Here is a 15,523-nt window from a genome sequence, read left to right on the forward strand (position 1 = left end):
AGGATGATCCATGAACCTCATGGAACAGCTCGCCGCCGAGAAGAAGGCGGCACATGCCCTCGTCGACAAGGGCATGGAAAACCTCGCCGAAGACGAGGTGACGCAGCTCAAGCAGCATTACACCGAAGCCAAGCGTCTGCAGGAACGCATCGACCTGTTCAAGGGCGTCAACGACCTGAACGCGGACGAGGCCAAGCCCGCCGCCAAGTCGGCCCCGGCACGCTCCCTGGGCGACCTGTACGCGCAGGAGCTGAAGAAGGCCGGCCTGAGCGTCTCGGAGACGAAGGGCTTCACCACCCCGGACTTCAAGGAGGCGACCGACACGCACGTGGCCGGCACCGGTTCGGCGGGCACCGGCTACGAGCCGGTCGTCACGCAGATCGACATGAACGGCGTGTGGCCGTACGAGCGTCAGCTCGTCGTGGCCGACCTGTTCGGCTCCGTGACCCTGTCCGGCAACGCGAACACCGTGGAGTACCCGGTGTACGGCGCATTGGAGGGCGGCGCGGGCACCGTGGGCGAGGGCGGCGCCAAGCCACAGACCCACCTGCCGGCCCCGAAGTGGGAGTCCGACAGCCTCAAGGAGGTCGCCGCCTGGTGGAAGGTCACCGACAACATGGCCGAGGACCTGTCCTACATCGTGAGCGAGATCAACAACCACGCACGCTACAACCTCCAGCTGCTGGAGGAGACCCAGCTGCTGTCCGGCGACGGCACGAACGCGAACATCAAGGGCCTGCTCGCCCGCGACATCCAGACCATGCCGCAGGCCGCCGACTCCGATCCGGACCGCATCTTCAAGGCCCGCACCAAGATCGCGCTGGCCACCGGCTTCCGCGCGGACGCGCTCGTGATCAACCCGGCCGACTACGAGGCCATCCGCCTGTCCAAGGATTCGAACGGACAGTATTACGGCGGCGGCTACTTCAACGGCCAGTACGGCAACGGCACCATCATGCAGGATCCGCCGCTGTGGGGCCTGACCACCGTGGTCACCGAGGCCGTTGCGGCCGGCACCGCCATCGTGGGCGCGTTCAAGCTCGGCGGCGCGGTCATCCGCAAGGGCGGCCTGCGCGCCGAGTCCACGAACTCGCACGAGTCGGACTTCACGAACGACCTGATCACGTTCCGCGTGCGCGAACGCATCGGCCTGCAGGTCAAGTACCCGCAGGCGTTCGTGAAGGTCGAGCTCGGCAAGGCCACGAAGTGAGGCAATGATGAGTGACGCCACCAAGATCCTGCAGACCGGCGTGGGCGATGCGGGAGACGGCTCCCAGTATCCGACGCCGGTGACCATCGTGGACGCCGACGGCAACCCGGTCGATATCGGCGGAGGCCCGGCCGTCGAGGCCCCGACCGCGGACACGCTGGCCGGAGCCACCGCCACCGGACGCGCCGTGTTGAAGGCCGCGGACGCCGCGGCGGCGCGCAAGGCCATCGGGGCTGGCATCAGCTCGTTCTCCGGCTCGTACAACGACCTGACGAACAAGCCGACGATTCCGACCGTGCCCGCCGCGCCGACATGGGCGACCATCTCCGGCAAGCCCGCGGCCGCAGCGGCCATCGCGGATGTCGCCACGGACGGCACGGTCACGCCCGCGGCGTTCAACGCGCTGCTCGCCGCCTGCCGCGCATTCGGCATCATCGCCAAGTAAGGGAGGCCATGATGGCCGACGAGACCATCGAACCGATTCCCGACATCATCGCCGACCCGTCCGCGTTCGAAACGGACGGGTCGTTCTGGTTGAAGGCGGCGCAGTCGGCGATACGAAGGGAATGCGGGTGGCACATCACGCCGAACCTCCCCTTGGAGGGCGCGGTCAACTCGCGCGGCGGCGCGGTCATCCGGCTGCCCGCCCGGCATGTGACCAGCATCGAGAGTCTGACCGACCGGACCGGCAACCCGCTGGCCTATGTCTACGATCCGGAAACCGGTCTCGTGGAGGCGGTCAACGGCACGTTCCCCGTCGGCGTGGCCGCCGTACGGTATGCGATCCACGCGGGCTACGACGACTGTCCGGACGTGCAGGGCGTGCTCGTCAACGCGGCGAAACGCGCCAGCATGGCCGCGGCCGGCGTCATCGCCAGCCAGTCGGTCAACGGCAGTTCCGTGAGCTACAACGTCACCTTGATGGCGGACGAGCTCGCCAAGCTCAAACCGTACAAGCTGGGGGTGCTGCCGTGAGCCTGCTCGATGATCTCGGCGGAGGCTTCCGTCTGGGAGGTGCGACCCTGTTCGAACGATTGCGGGCCGCACGCATCCCGGACGCCTACAACCCGATGCAGTCAGCCGAGGACTGGGAGCATCCCGACGTCCTCGAACTGCGCGGCGCGTTGGCGTCCTCGTCCAGCACGCGCACCCCGGACGTCCTGGACAACCAGACCACGAGCGTCGCGTACCTGACCGTCGACAACCCGATGGCCGACGTGCGCATAGGCGACCGAATCCGGGCGAAACCGGACGACGGACGCATGTGGGAGGTGTCCGGCTTCCCCAGCCGGGACGTGAACGCCTTCACCGGCTGGCGGCCCACGTTGGAAATCCAGCTCAACGAATGGAGGGGATGACATGGCCACGGTCAGCGTGAAGTTCAACGACCGGTATTTCGACGAAATCCTGAACTCCGCCGGAGTGCGGGCCCTGACGCGAGGCGCGGCCGAAAAGGCCCTCAGCGTCGCCAGGGCCAACGCCCCGGTGGACACGGGCGCATACAGGAACGGCCTGACGGTCGAACAGGTGCAACGCGCGCACCGCGTCACCTACATGGTGGTCGGCCATGACCCGAAGACCATGCTCGTCGAATCCCGCACCGGCAACCTGGCACGCTCCATAAAGGCGGCGAAGCTATGAGCGTCGTGCTTCCTCCGGACATGGAGGCGTGGCTGTGCGGGTATCTGCGGGCCCGGCTCCCCGACGTCGCCGGTCTGCAGGCGGGCAACAAACGACCGCAGGACTACCGGGGCTCGTATCCGCTGATCGTCGTGCGCGACGACGGCGGCTCCCAATCCGACCGGATCTCGTTCGATCGGAGCATCGGCGTGACCGTCACCGGATGGACCCGCTCCAACGACAGGCCATGCAAGGACCTCGCCCGCCGCGTGTACGGCCTGCTCACCGACGATTCCATACCGTTCGCGGCAGGCTCGCCCGTCGCCGCCGTGGTCGAGCAAGGGTGCAACGGCCCTTACCCGGTCACCGACGATCTGGACGTGGCCTGCTACTACCTGACCGTCGAATACTCGGCGGCAGGAGTCCTCAACTAACCCATCGATTGTTTCCACCCCGGGCCGAGCATGCGCGCCCGGGGCTTTTGTCTGAAAGGAGCACTGCCATGACGGCAGACGCGCAGGGCAACGACCTCGAAAAGGTCAAGTACGTAGTCACTTCGAAAATCAAGCTCGCCCCCTACGACCCGTCCAAGGCGCTCGTCGCGGCCATGATCGCCGCCGGCGTCAAGGACCCGTTCACCACCCTCGCGGACATCTTCGCGGACGGTTCGTTCGTGGGCCTCATCACGTCCGACGGAGCGCCGCAAGACGCGCGAGACAGCGACGACGCGATTGAGTTCCACCAGCCCGGCTACTCGCTCAACGCAGACCCGTCCCTCACGCTCGCGTTCACCGTCGCCGAGGACAACGATCTCACCCGCGAACTGACCATCGGCAAACCAGACGCCAACGGCGTGTACCACGTCAAGGACACCATCCAGGACACGAAGTGGTTCGCCTACCAGGAGACCGTATACAAGTCCAACATCGTCCGCCGCCGCTTGGGCGTCATCCAGATCACCGGCAACGAACCGGCCCAGGATACGCGCGGCGAGGTCTCCGGTCTCGCGCTGACCGCCCAGTGGCAGATCGACTCCACCGTGGACGCCGGCAACAGCCGTTACCTGCAGTCCTACTACGATCCGGCCAACGAGCCCGTCGCCGTGGAGGCCATCAGCCTCACTCCGGCCACGGCCGATGTGAAGGTGGACGCCGATGTGGAATTCACCGTCGCATTCACCCCGACCGACGCCGCCGACCAGACCTACACGGTCGAATCCTCGGACACCGACAAGGCGACCGTCACAAAGGACGGCCTGAAGGTCACGGTGCACGGCGTGACCGAGACCACCGCCCCGGTGACCGTCACCGTAACCAGCACGGACGGCGCGAAGACCGCGGCCGCTCAGGTGAACGTACTCCCAAAAGCGTGACGTCGGTGACGGTAACCGCCGCTGACGGCGGATCCGCCCCGACCGAGGTCATGGTCGGCCACACCATCACGTTGAAAGCCACCGCCCTGTACGAGGACGGGACGCAGGCTCCGGCCCTGGCTGTGAAATGGAAGTCCAGCGTCCCCGCCAACGCCACCGTCACCGACGGCGTGGTCTCCGGCGCTGCCACCGGCACGACGGACATCACCGCCACCGTGAACGGCGTCACCAGCGACCCGTTGACCATCACGGTGATTCCGGTACCGGTCGAATCGGTCGCGTTCACCAGCACCGTGAACTCAGGCGTCCTGGGCACGGACGTGACCCTGACCGCCGAAATCACGCCGGAGGACGCGACGGACAAGACCCTCACATGGGAGTCCTCGAAGCCGGACGTGGCCGCGTTCACCAAGACCGGCGCCCCCGCGGGCGGCAAGATCCTCTCGCTGCTCAAAGCCGGCGCCACCACAATCACCGTAACGGCCGGCGGCAAGACCGCCACCATGGAATTCACCGTGGAGAATCCCCCGCTCGACGCCCTGACCGTGACCGCCGAGGCGCGTGCGGGCGGCCAGACCCTGACCGTCGCGGAAGCCCTGGGCACGGACCTCCAGCGCCGCTACAAGATCACCGCCGAGGCGGACAAGCCCACGGTCACGTACGACCAGGTGCTCGCCACCGCGGACGGCTGGCTCGCCTACCCGGCCAACGGGCAGGTGTCCGGCGCGGAAGGTGATGTGGCGACCGTCGTGGACGTGAAGAACAAGGGAGCCAACGCCCGCGCGGTCGGAACGGTCACGCTCCCGGCCCCTTTAGCGTGAGCCCGGAAAGCATTACCGTGAGCCCCGAATCCGTGACCGTGCGGGTCGGCGAGACCGTGAACCTGTCCTATAGGGTGCTGCCCGAAGGCGCATCCCAGGACGTGACGTTCACGGTCACCGACCCGTCCATCGTTTCGGTGACCTCCGTTCCGGGGGGGGGCAAGCTGACCGGGCTTAAGACCGGAGTCACCACCGTCACCATGCAAGCCGGGGACGTGACGACCGCGCTTACAGTAAGCGTGTTCGAGCCCGTCCCGGCAAGCCTGCCCGCGGACCTGCCCGAAGGCGTGAGTCTGGACGCGACGCACGTGAAATACGCCACGCAGGCCGTCAAAATCACCGCACCGGCGGGCAAGGATGGACTGACCGCGGACCTGTTTCCTTCGTACAAGCCCCGACAGGCCGAGACCATCGGCATATGGGTGTACGTGGAACCCACAGCCCTTTCCCCCAACCCGCAGAACGGCTACGCGAACGTGGGCATGGGCCGCATCGGCCAAGCCGGCTCGCTGGCGAAGCTCATGGGCTGCGACCAGATGAACGGCCTGCACGCGGGATGGAACCTGTGCCTGTTCACCAGCATGGCATGGCAGTCGGGCGCCACAGTCCAATTCATCTGCGAACGGGGCGGAAGCATCTGGGTGGACTCACTGATCGTCAATCCCCCCACGCAGAAAGGCGTCATCGTGTTCACCCACGACGTCAGTCCATCGCGTTCGGCCGTGAACCTCACCGGCCTGTACGCGGAATACGGGCTCCCGTTCGACTGGGATTCGTCCGCCACACACTCCGGCGTGACGGACAAATCCATCCAGGCCATGCGGGACGCGGGCCTCACCGACTGGGGTGTGTATAGCGGCATGGAAGGCGGAGGCCGCCCGGACGAGGACTACCTGTCCGGCGACTGGACGCAAACCGTCCAGGCCATGACCCAGGCCAGCCGCATAGACGGGCTGCCGCGAGCCAGCTACGTCGCCAGCACGAACAACCGGCTCGGCCCCGCGTACACCAGCGCCCTCACGCAGGCCGGCTGGCCCCTCATCCGGGGCACGTACGGCGGCGGCGCGGCTACGAGCATCGACCCCGCCCGACGCGAGGTCATGACCGTGCCCTACGACAAGGCACTCGCGGGCCTCGAAACATGGGCCCGAGCCGGGTACATCACCGTCGTGACCGCGCACGACGTACCCCCGGACGACCAGGTCACCGGCGACACGGACACCAAACAATCCGAATACAAGCCCCTCCTCGCCCTGGCGAGACGGCTCATCGACGCCGGCGACCTCGAATGTCTCACCATGCGACAACTCGCCGAACGATACACGCCCAACGCGCTGAACGCATGGGACGGGCAAACCCACTAGCCCCATGACGGGGCTCCCACCACCACAAGGAGGCCCATCATGGGCACCATCACCGTGGCCGGACTCGACACCGGCCAGACCAACCTCAACCTGACCGCGGGAGACGCCACGGCGACGGTGCCCGTCACCGTCCTCGAACCACCTAACCTCATGCCCGCGATCACCACGATCTGGCGCGAGGACAACGGCATCAACTACGCCATCACCGACGACGGGACATCGTTCACCGCCAAGGGCGGCATCGGTGAGAAACGCGACTACAGCCTGGTCCCGCTCGGCACCATCATCCTGACCGCCGGCACGTACACGCTCGCCAAGACCCGGTTCGACGGGGCCGGGTTCACGACGGCGTCCCTCGTGCAGCTCGCCAACGTGACGAACGCGAACAGCAACCGCACGTCGTTCAACGTCCCCAAGGACGGCGAGTACACGATCCAGTTCGTCACCCGCGACCCGACCGTGGACGGCACCGTCACCCCCATGCTCACCATCAGCACCACCACGCCCGCGGCCGACGAAACCAGCGAGGAGGACCCGTTCGCATGACACAAGCACCAACCGAGAGAGAGAGAGAGAGAGAGAACGGATTCCGCATCACCGGCGTCACGCCCGGGACCACGGAACTCGTCCTGACCGCCGGTGACATCACCCGGCATATTCCCGTGACCGTGCTCGAACCCCTGAATCTGTTCCCGACCATTCCACCGTTCACCCGCAACGGGGTCACGGTCACGAACAACGAAAACGGGACCATCGTCATCGACGGCACCGCGACCGCGGGCTCCAGCTGGTACGGGGACATTGAACTGGAGGCCGGACGATACAAGGCGGAGGGATGCTTCATCTCATGGAGCCTGTTCATCAGGTTCCGCAACCCCGCCGGCACATACATCCTGTCAGGCAACGGCACGTTCACACTCACCGAGAAGACGACCATCACCGTCCATCTGCTCATCAACCAGGGCCAGCCCGAGAACCCACCCGTCACGCTCACACCCAAACTCACCCGCATCGGCGACGCCGCCGCAGACGAGACCATAGACGGCCCCGACATCATCTAGCTTCCCCGCGGGTTTCCTGCCTTTCTTCCCCGCGGGGCTTCAAAACGTCCCCATGCGGTCTCCTATCCGCCGCATGGGGATTCCCTTTATCCACGGATAGGACATTCAAGGATAGGAGCCGAATATGGCTGAAAACACGCAGATTCCCACCATTGACGAGTTCGATGCGTGGACGGACGAGGCCGAGGAGCAGGCCATCGCCGAGACCGCGACGCAGACCCGCGTCAGGCACATCATCAAGAACGGCGAATACTGGGCGTTGGCGCCAGGCGGCACAATCTACAAGCTGCCCCTGTTCCTGAGCATCAAGGATTTCGAGGCATTGTCCGGCGCGGCGGATGATTCGCAAAGCATCGAGCAGGTCAAGCGCATCCTGACCGTATTCGCCGGTGAGGATCAGGCCAAGCGTCTCGAAAGCGAGCCTATGCAGGTCGCATTCAACCTGCTGCAGGATTATGGCGCGACGCTCTCCCGCACCCAGGGCGTGGATGGCCTGGGAAAATCGCCAGTTTCTGCGCGGCACTCCGCACCGACGGCGGAGTAGCGATACGTGCGGATTTCGCCCGAGCCGGGTGGAGTCTCGAACGTGACCTGGGCGACCGTCTGCGCTACGCGGACGCCATCGCCCTGCATGAGTCGTTCACGACGGACCCGCATACGTATTCGGGAGCGGCATCGTTCGGTCTGGCGTTCCCGATGGATGCCTCGGACATGGTGTTGCTGTCCATGTCTGGCGGCGGCGCGCTGCTGGGCGACATCGGCGCTTCCTCCAGCGAAACCATAACCACGGATTCCCAACCCACGGCCGATGAGGTGCGCGAGGCCGAATCCCATATGAGCAGCATGTTCCAGTAATCCCTTAAGGAGGCCCGTCATGGCATTCGGTTCCGAGGTCGGCACCGGCCATATCTCGATTTTCCCCACCATGAAGGGGTTCCGCAGCGCAGTCAACAAGGAGATGCAGGGAGCCGGCAAGTCCGGTTCCAGCCGGTTCTCCCAGGCGTTCGGCGACGGTTCGAAAATTGGCAGGAGCTTCGGTACCGGTTTCAAGAATTCGTTCAAGAACGGTGCCGGCAACATGTCGCAGGACGTGTTGAAATCGTTCCAGCGTGACGTGGCACAGGCATCAAGCAAGGCCACGTCGGCGATGCTGAACTACCGGCAGGCCACGGTCAACGTGCAGGCGGCCCAGGAGAAACTGAACGCGGCGGTCGCGAAATACGGGGAGGATTCCACCCAAGCGCAGACCGCGGCCATCAATGTCGAGAAAGCGCAGCTGCGTCAGGTCGCCGCATTGGAGAAATCGAACGCGGCAGCCGAAGCCAAAGCCGATGCCGTCAAGGCATTGAAGGCAGCCGAGGAGGAGCTCGAGAAATCCTCGGACACGGTGTCCGGCTCGTTCAGGACCATGGCCAGCTCGTTCGCCAACGGGTTCTCCAGCATATCGCGCGGTCAGTCCTCGTTCACAAGTCTGTCCGGCGCGTTCGGCTCCCTCGCGCGTAGCCTGCTCGGAGTGGACGCGATATGGCAGCCGTTGGGCGCGAAGATCAGCAGTTTCGTGTCCACCGCCATCCAATCATTGAATGGTTTCGCGGTGCAGGCGGGCGCGAAGATCCAGACGGGGCTCAAGGCCGCCGTGGACGCTGCACAACAGACCCTCAAGGGCTGGGGATCCGGCATATCAGGCTGGGCGTCCAGAACAGCCGGAACGATCGGGGCAAAGGTTTCGGAATGGACCGAGCCCATGCGCTCGTTCGGAACCAAGGCCGCCGCCCATATCTCCTCCGGACTGAACTCCGCCGCGACATCGGTCAGGACGTTCGGGTCGACCATCGCCGCCGCGGTCGCGCCGACGGTGGAAAAGATGAGCGGCCCATTCCGTTCGTTCGGAAAGCTCGTCACGCCTTATGTGTCGTCGGCCATGCAGTCGGTGTCCTCGACTTTCGGACGGTACACGTCAAATATCGCATCCGCGGCCAGTGCGGTATGGTCCAAACTGCCGGACGGACTCCAGTCCGCCGCCAGCACCATCGGCTCCGCACTAGGCGGCATGGCATCCAATGCGGCCGGCAAGTTCCGGGAGCTCGGCAGCAACGCCTTGTCCTCCATCAAGAGCCTGGCCACCGGAGCCGTGGCCGCCATCGGAGCCGGAGCCGCCGCCATAGGCGCATCGGTCGTGACGGCAGGCAAGCAGGCGCTGGACGCCTATGCATCCTGGGAGCAGGCGGTCGGCGGCGTGGACACGCTGTTCAAGGACGCCAGCGGCACCGTGCAGCAGTATGCGGCCGACGCTTACAAAACCGCTGGGGTCTCCGCGAATGACTACATGAACCAGGTCACGAGCTTCGCCGCGAGCCTCGTGAGTTCTCTGGGCGGTGATACCGCCAAGGCCGCCGAGATGGGCAACCAGGCCATCATCGACATGTCGGACAACGCCAACAAGATGGGCACCGACATCGGCAGCATCCAGCAGACGTACCAGAGCCTCGCCCGAGGCAACTACGCCATGCTGGACAACCTGAAGCTGGGTTACGGCGGCACCAAGGCCGAACTGCAGCGCCTGATGGACGACGCGAACAAAATGCCGGCCGTCCTCAAGGAGGGCAACGACCTCTCCATCGACTCGTTCGGCGACGTAGTCGAGGCCATCAGCCGAGTGCAGCACAATCTCGGCATCAGCGGCACGACGGCCAAGGAAGCCGCAACCACCATCGAGGGCTCCGTGAACTCGATGAAGGCCGCATGGCAGAACTGGCTGGCGGGTCTTGGCAACGAGAACGCCGACATGGGCGCTTTGAGCCAGCAGCTTGCGGATTCCATTGGTACGGCGTTAAAGAACATCGTTCCTCGTATCGGCGCCATCGCTTCGGGCGTGGTGTCCGCGATACCCTCCCTGTTCTCCGGTCTGGTTGATCTGCTTCCCCAGCCGTTTCAAAAGGCCGTGGACGCGGTGGGTAACGTGTTCCGGAACTTCGGAGACGTGCTTGCTCCCCTTGGTGCCGCGTTCGGCGTTCTGGGTGCGAGCGGTTTGACGGAGCTGCTTTCGAAGATTCCGCTGATAGGCGGCGCGTTCGTCACTGCGGGCGAGGGAGCCACCCTGTTCGGTCGGGCCCTGGGCGTCATCACCGGCCCCATCGGCATGGTCGCGGCGGCCCTAGGTGTCTTGATAGCCACCACGCCGGAGCTCAGTCAGGCGTTCGGCGCGCAGGCGTCGGCGTTGGGTTCCCGTTTCATGGCGGAACTGCAGACCCTGCAGCCGGCATTCGACGCATTGATGCAGTCGATTCAGGGAATGGTCGGCCAGATCATGCCGGTCATCACCCAGTCGGTGGGCGCGTTGATTCCGATGGTCGGGTCGATCATCCAGGCGTTGCTGCCGTTGATTCCGACGGTCATGGAACCGTTGATGGCCGCGTTGACGGCCATCATGCCGGTCATCGGCCAGCTTGTATCCTCGATACTGCCTCCGTTGACGAGTATGGTCACGTCGCTCCTGCCGCTGATCACGCAGGTGATCGCGGCGAACGGCGAGATCATCGGCCAGATCTCCTCCGCTCTGGTGCCGATCATCCAGCAGGTGGCGCAGTTCGTCACCGATCTGATAGTCGCGCTTGGACCTGTCATCCAGTCGCTGGTGCCTTTGGTATCGGAGGTGGTGCAGGGCATCATGGCGCTCATCGATGCGGCATTGCCTGTCATTCAGGGCATCATCGGTGTCGTTTCCAATGTGGTCAGCACGATCGTGGGATTCCTCACGGGCGCGCTGATGCCCACGGTGCAGTCGATGGTCCCCCATGTCACGGCGGTCATCAACAACATCACCGCGGTGGTGAGGAACGTGGTTGGTGTCATCAAGGGCGTGTTCAACATGATCACCGCCCTGGTCAACGGCGATTGGAAGGGCGCGTGGGAGGCGTTCAAGAGCATTCTTTCGAACGCGGTCGGAGCGGTCGGCAACATCGCCAAGGGGATCCTCAACGCCATCAAGGGCGTGTTCGCCGGCGCGGGCACGCTGCTGCTCGAATCCGGCAAGGCGCTCATCCGAGGTTTCATCGATGGCATCAAGTCGATGGCCAGCGCGGCGGGCGATGCGGTGAAGGGCGTCATGGATTGGGTCAGCGGGTTCTTCCCGCATTCCCCTGCCAAGCGCGGCCCGTTCTCGGGCCATGGATGGACGCCGTATTCGGGACAGGCGCTGGTCGAAGGGCTCGCCGAAGGCATGGATTCTGCAACACCCGCCGCGGTACGGACCATCCGTGGAGTCATGCGAGACGTGCATGACAATCTCGGCGGCGACGCGACGATGGGCGTCGGCGTGCAGGCGGCGCAGGCCACAGGTACGAACGGCACCGTGTCCGCGCGTTCCGCGTCGGGAGGATTGTCCGCGGAGCAGCTCGGCGAAGCCGTGTACACGGCGGTCGTGCGCGCGTTGGCCGGATTGCCGGAACTGCAGGTGTACCGCACGCCGCAGCAGTTGGCGCTGGCCATCGCGCCGGCCGTCGACAGCGAACTGGCGAAACGACGTGAGAGGGGCATCATCAAATGAGTCTCATGCCATTGGGCGCGTTCGACCGGCGGCGCATCCCGGTCGACCAGTCAGGCCTGCGGTTGGGCGGCAAGCCCATCCGGGATTACGGGCTGAACCTGCTGCTGGGCGGCGTCGAGATAGAGGCCGCCTCGGCGTCCACTGATTTCGTGAACGTGCCCGGCCTGTCGGGCAGCGTGAACCGCACGCTGCTGGACGAGTCGGGGCACGCCTACACGGACAGGCGCACCATCACCATGCACGTGGCCACCACCGGCCGCGAGCCCGAGGCCGTGGAGACCAAAATCATGCTGGGCGGTCTCGACGGCACGGACACGACCCTGGAATGGGGTTCCCTGCCGGGCCGGTACGAGGGTTTCCTCACGGTCGGCACATGGTCGGACGTGTACGGGCACGGCGGCATATACCGTCACTCGACCTGCGACCTGACCATGCTCGCCAACCCCGACCTGATAGGCGACGCCCGTTCGTTCGACCTGTCCACCACGGAGCGGGGAGTGTGGATCAAAGGCAACCGTCCGAGCCGCCCCGTCATCGAGGCGCTGCCGTCGGCCGGCACGAAGCGTTTCTACATCACCGTCAACGGAATGCAACTGGTCTACAACCTGGCGAACGCAGACGGTGTCAGGAAGCTGCTCGTGGACTGCGACAGCCGGGAAAGCACGTACGGGAACGCTCCCGTGTTTCCCACGGTCGATTCCGACTATCCGGTGCTGACACCAGGCGTGGTGATGGCGCAGGTGAGCGCTGGGACCGCGACGGTGACCTACCATCCACACAACCGCATCTGACGGGAGGCCCGTATGCGTTTCATCCTGTTCGACCGTTGGGGCAATCCCAAGGGCGAGATAGCGAACCCGGTGGAGGCGAAGGTCACTCGCAGCATCGGCGATGAATGGCAGGACACGTTGGACATCACCTGCGACACCGGCGTGGACAAGGGCGACCGTCTGCTGCTCAACGACGGAGAATGGCGCGAATACGTGTGCACCAGCCCGGACGAGACGCGCGAGCAGTCGTTCGTCAGCAGCCCGCATTTCGTCAATTCGGTTCAGGAGCTGCAGACGGCCCGGTACATCGACTCGTACCACGAGACCGTCGTGTCGCCCCGCCGCGCGCTGGAGTACGTGGTCGAGGGCACCCGCTGGCAGGTGGGCGAGATCGCCACGGACATGGACTCGATAGAGCTCACGTTGGAGCGCGTCTGCGGGTACGACGCGCTCAAGTCCGTGGCCGACACGCTCGGCCTGGAGATAGCGACCCGCATCAAGGTGCTCGGCACCGGCACGGGCGTGGAGCAACGCTACGTGTCGCTGGTCCACCGCGTCGGCGAGGACACGAGGCAGCGTTTCGAGTTCGGATCGAGCCTGGACAGCGTGCGGCGGACGTTCTCGGACCAGGACGTGATAACCCGCCTGTACGTGTACGGGAAAAGCAAGGAGGACGAGAACGGCGACGACAAGCCCATAACCATCACCGGTGTCGCCGGCAAACCATATCTCGACGCGGACGAGAGCGCGCTCGCGGAATGGGGCCTGCCCGACGGCAAGGGCGGCCGGATTCCGGCCGTGGGCGTCGTCGAGCATTCGGACATCGACAGCGTCTCGAAGCTCTACGACGCGGCGGTCGCCGACCTCGCGTCGCTCAGCAAGCCGAAGGTCACCTATGAGGCGAGCGTGAGCACGCTGAAGGCGGCCGGCATGGACGTGTCCAAACTCGATATCGGCGACATGATCCAGGTCATTGACACGTGTTTCACTCCCGCACTCCGGTTGGAAGCGCGTATTAGCGAATACGTGGAGGATCTGCTTAACGAGGCCGGTTCGACCATCACGCTCGGCTCGGTCATCGAGAACGTGTCCCAACGGCAGACCACGGTGAACAGGACCGTCGAAATCGTCAATGCCGGCAAACCCGTGTGGGATGCATCCGCGAACGTGGCGGCCAGTGCGCACGACGCGGCCAGTTCCGCGTTGAGCGAGGCCAGCGGACTGACCGGGAAGGTGGATACGGCCGTGTCTTCGGCTGCCGCCGCCTCCACCGCGGCCTCGGCTGCGGCCTCGAAGGCGGATGCGGCGCAGACCACCGCCGTGACGGCGAACACGGTGGCCCAGTCGGCCATGCAGCAGGTCAACATGGTGGGCGGCATGACCGATGTCACGTTCACCGTCGCGGAGTTCAATGGCGGGCTTTCCGCGACGAAGCAGGTGGCGGACCTGCCCGCGTCGATCGTGGCCGGCCCTCCCCCGATACGAGCCCAACTCGATCTGTGGGGAGCCTGCCAGCCCATCGTCCTCGACCATGACTCCGACAGCACGATACCCGCCGGTTCGATCCGCGTGGACGTGACCGCCACGCCCGCCACCGCGCTGACCGTCCGACTGGCGGCGTTGAAGGGAGCCACAGCATGATCATCCAGTCCTCCGGCGGCGTCGGCACGGTCGAACCCGCCGAGACCCTGACGGCCACGGACGTGCTCCTCCTGCATGCCAAGGCCGGACTGCAACTCATCTCAGCGGACGACGCCGCGGCCGTGGCCTGCAAGGCCCTCGGCCGGGACGCGATGACGCTCGCCCAGTTGCAGGCCGACGCGACCGTGCTCGCACAGGTGAGGAACAGTCCGCTGGCGGTCGCGTGCATCCGGTTGAGCGCGGACGCGGCCCACGCGCTCGGCCTGGACGAGACGGACGTGACCAGCGAACAGGAGATGACCCTCCTCGCCACGGACACGGACAGGCTCATGGAGTTCTGCCGTTCCGGCAGGATGCTCTCCCGCATGGCCCGCAACCCGGTCAACAAGGGCACGCTCGCGGTCATCAAGGCCATCAACAAAAGCCAATCCCTGCTGCAGCAGGTATGGCAGACCGTCGGCGGCAGCGGATGGTTCACCAGCAAGACGACCTCCTCGCAGGACGGCGTGACCGCGCTCAACCAGTACTGCACCGCATCCACCGCGGCCAACTGCCTCATCCTCGTCGCCACCGGCTACTGGTCATCGACCAGCCAGTACACGAACGTGTTCGTCAACGGCGAGCAGGTGTCCGACGGGCAGACCGTCAACACGCAGCAGCCCTCCTCGGTCACCAAGGCCACCATCGGCGCCATCGCACTGCCGACGGCGACGTTCACCGAGACCGGCGACGGGTATGCCTCCATCGGCGTGTTCACCGCGTTGAACCTGGACGACAATATCTGGCAGTTCCCCGACAGCACGTCGCTGACCACGGGAGGAGTCACGTTCATCCGCTCCGGCAGCAGCGTGCATGTCAGGGGAACGTCCACGTCCAGCGCGTGGCCCATCTACGGCAAATCCGTGACCCTCGCGGCAGGCAAATACCACATCGGATTGAGTGGCGCGACGAACGTGAAGGCCGAAATCAAGGCCGGCAGCACAAGCTACCTCAACACGGGCGCGAGCAAATACGAGGCCACGCTCACTGCCGGCACGTACAACCTGAACCTGTTCGTTAGCCCCAGCACAAGCGTGGACGAGACCGTCACCCCCGTCCTCGCCAAACTCTCATAACCC

Annotated in this window: 17 protein-coding genes; all 17 read left to right on the forward strand. The window is 65.3% G+C overall.

All coding sequences use genetic code 11. From position 1 onward, the window contains the following. The first annotated feature begins 10 nt into the window (after positions 1-10). The 17 genes from KIH81_RS07015 to KIH81_RS07095 all read left to right on the forward strand — a co-directional run bounded on the left by KIH81_RS07015 (position 11) and on the right by KIH81_RS07095 (position 15,520). Entirely contained in the window at positions 11-1,210 is a 1,200-nt protein-coding gene (locus tag KIH81_RS07015; protein ID WP_214304705.1) for a phage major capsid protein, read from the forward strand. A 7-nt stretch (positions 1,211-1,217) separates the two neighbouring features. Next, positions 1,218-1,655 carry a hypothetical protein gene (locus KIH81_RS07020; protein WP_214304706.1) on the forward strand — a complete coding sequence of 146 codons (438 nt, stop codon included), beginning with the start codon at positions 1,218-1,220 and terminating at the stop codon, positions 1,653-1,655. Between the two features lie 8 nt (positions 1,656-1,663). Continuing rightward, positions 1,664-2,185 carry a hypothetical protein gene (locus tag KIH81_RS07025; protein WP_236029393.1) on the forward strand — a complete coding sequence of 174 codons (522 nt, stop codon included), beginning with the start codon at positions 1,664-1,666 and terminating at the stop codon, positions 2,183-2,185. After that, on the forward strand, positions 2,182-2,568 hold the full coding sequence (locus KIH81_RS07030; RefSeq protein WP_214304707.1) for a hypothetical protein: 387 nt from the start codon (positions 2,182-2,184) through the stop codon (positions 2,566-2,568). Before KIH81_RS07025 ends, KIH81_RS07030 begins: the two co-directional genes overlap by 4 nt. A gap of 1 nt (position 2,569) precedes the next feature. Continuing rightward, complete coding sequence (locus KIH81_RS07035) at positions 2,570-2,851, forward strand: HK97 gp10 family phage protein (protein ID WP_214304708.1); 282 nt, start codon at positions 2,570-2,572, stop codon at positions 2,849-2,851. Continuing rightward, positions 2,848-3,264 carry a hypothetical protein gene (locus tag KIH81_RS07040; protein ID WP_214304709.1) on the forward strand — a complete coding sequence of 139 codons (417 nt, stop codon included), beginning with the start codon at positions 2,848-2,850 and terminating at the stop codon, positions 3,262-3,264. The genes KIH81_RS07035 and KIH81_RS07040 overlap by 4 nt, the downstream gene beginning before the upstream one ends. Before the next feature lie 68 nt (positions 3,265-3,332). Next, on the forward strand, positions 3,333-4,202 hold the full coding sequence (locus KIH81_RS07045; protein WP_214304710.1) for an Ig-like domain-containing protein: 870 nt from the start codon (positions 3,333-3,335) through the stop codon (positions 4,200-4,202). A gap of 5 nt (positions 4,203-4,207) precedes the next feature. Then, positions 4,208-5,023 carry an Ig-like domain-containing protein gene (locus KIH81_RS07050; protein ID WP_214304711.1) on the forward strand — a complete coding sequence of 272 codons (816 nt, stop codon included), beginning with the start codon at positions 4,208-4,210 and terminating at the stop codon, positions 5,021-5,023. Positions 5,024-5,040: 17 nt separating this feature from the next. Then, positions 5,041-6,387, forward strand: a complete 1,347-nt coding sequence (locus tag KIH81_RS07055; protein WP_214304712.1) for an Ig-like domain-containing protein — start codon at positions 5,041-5,043, stop codon at positions 6,385-6,387. 39 nt (positions 6,388-6,426) lie between these two features. Continuing rightward, complete coding sequence (locus tag KIH81_RS07060; RefSeq protein ID WP_214304713.1) at positions 6,427-6,933, forward strand: hypothetical protein; 507 nt, start codon at positions 6,427-6,429, stop codon at positions 6,931-6,933. Continuing rightward, positions 6,930-7,448: a hypothetical protein gene (locus tag KIH81_RS07065; RefSeq protein ID WP_214304714.1), complete on the forward strand. Its 519-nt coding sequence runs from the start codon at positions 6,930-6,932 to the stop codon at positions 7,446-7,448. The genes KIH81_RS07060 and KIH81_RS07065 overlap by 4 nt, the downstream gene beginning before the upstream one ends. Before the next feature lie 124 nt (positions 7,449-7,572). Then, entirely contained in the window at positions 7,573-7,992 is a 420-nt protein-coding gene (locus KIH81_RS07070; protein WP_214304715.1) for a hypothetical protein, read from the forward strand. Between the two features lie 167 nt (positions 7,993-8,159). Beyond that, a complete protein-coding gene (locus tag KIH81_RS07075) occupies positions 8,160-8,303 on the forward strand; it encodes a hypothetical protein (RefSeq protein WP_214304716.1) in 144 nt (47 codons plus the stop codon). Positions 8,304-8,322: 19 nt separating this feature from the next. Continuing rightward, on the forward strand, positions 8,323-11,994 hold the full coding sequence (locus KIH81_RS07080; protein WP_214304717.1) for a hypothetical protein: 3,672 nt from the start codon (positions 8,323-8,325) through the stop codon (positions 11,992-11,994). After that, complete coding sequence (locus tag KIH81_RS07085) at positions 11,991-12,785, forward strand: phage distal tail protein (RefSeq protein ID WP_214304718.1); 795 nt, start codon at positions 11,991-11,993, stop codon at positions 12,783-12,785. Before KIH81_RS07080 ends, KIH81_RS07085 begins: the two co-directional genes overlap by 4 nt. A gap of 12 nt (positions 12,786-12,797) precedes the next feature. Further along, on the forward strand, positions 12,798-14,405 hold the full coding sequence (locus KIH81_RS07090; protein WP_214304719.1) for a phage tail spike protein: 1,608 nt from the start codon (positions 12,798-12,800) through the stop codon (positions 14,403-14,405). Beyond that, the gene (locus tag KIH81_RS07095; RefSeq protein WP_214304720.1) at positions 14,402-15,520 is read left to right on the forward strand and encodes a hypothetical protein; all 1,119 of its coding nucleotides are present in this window, start codon (positions 14,402-14,404) and stop codon (positions 15,518-15,520) included. Before KIH81_RS07090 ends, KIH81_RS07095 begins: the two co-directional genes overlap by 4 nt. Positions 15,521-15,523 lie beyond the last annotated feature (3 nt).

Source organism: Bifidobacterium miconisargentati (genome assembly GCF_019331675.1).
GTDB classification, from domain to species: domain Bacteria; phylum Actinomycetota; class Actinomycetes; order Actinomycetales; family Bifidobacteriaceae; genus Bifidobacterium; species Bifidobacterium miconisargentati.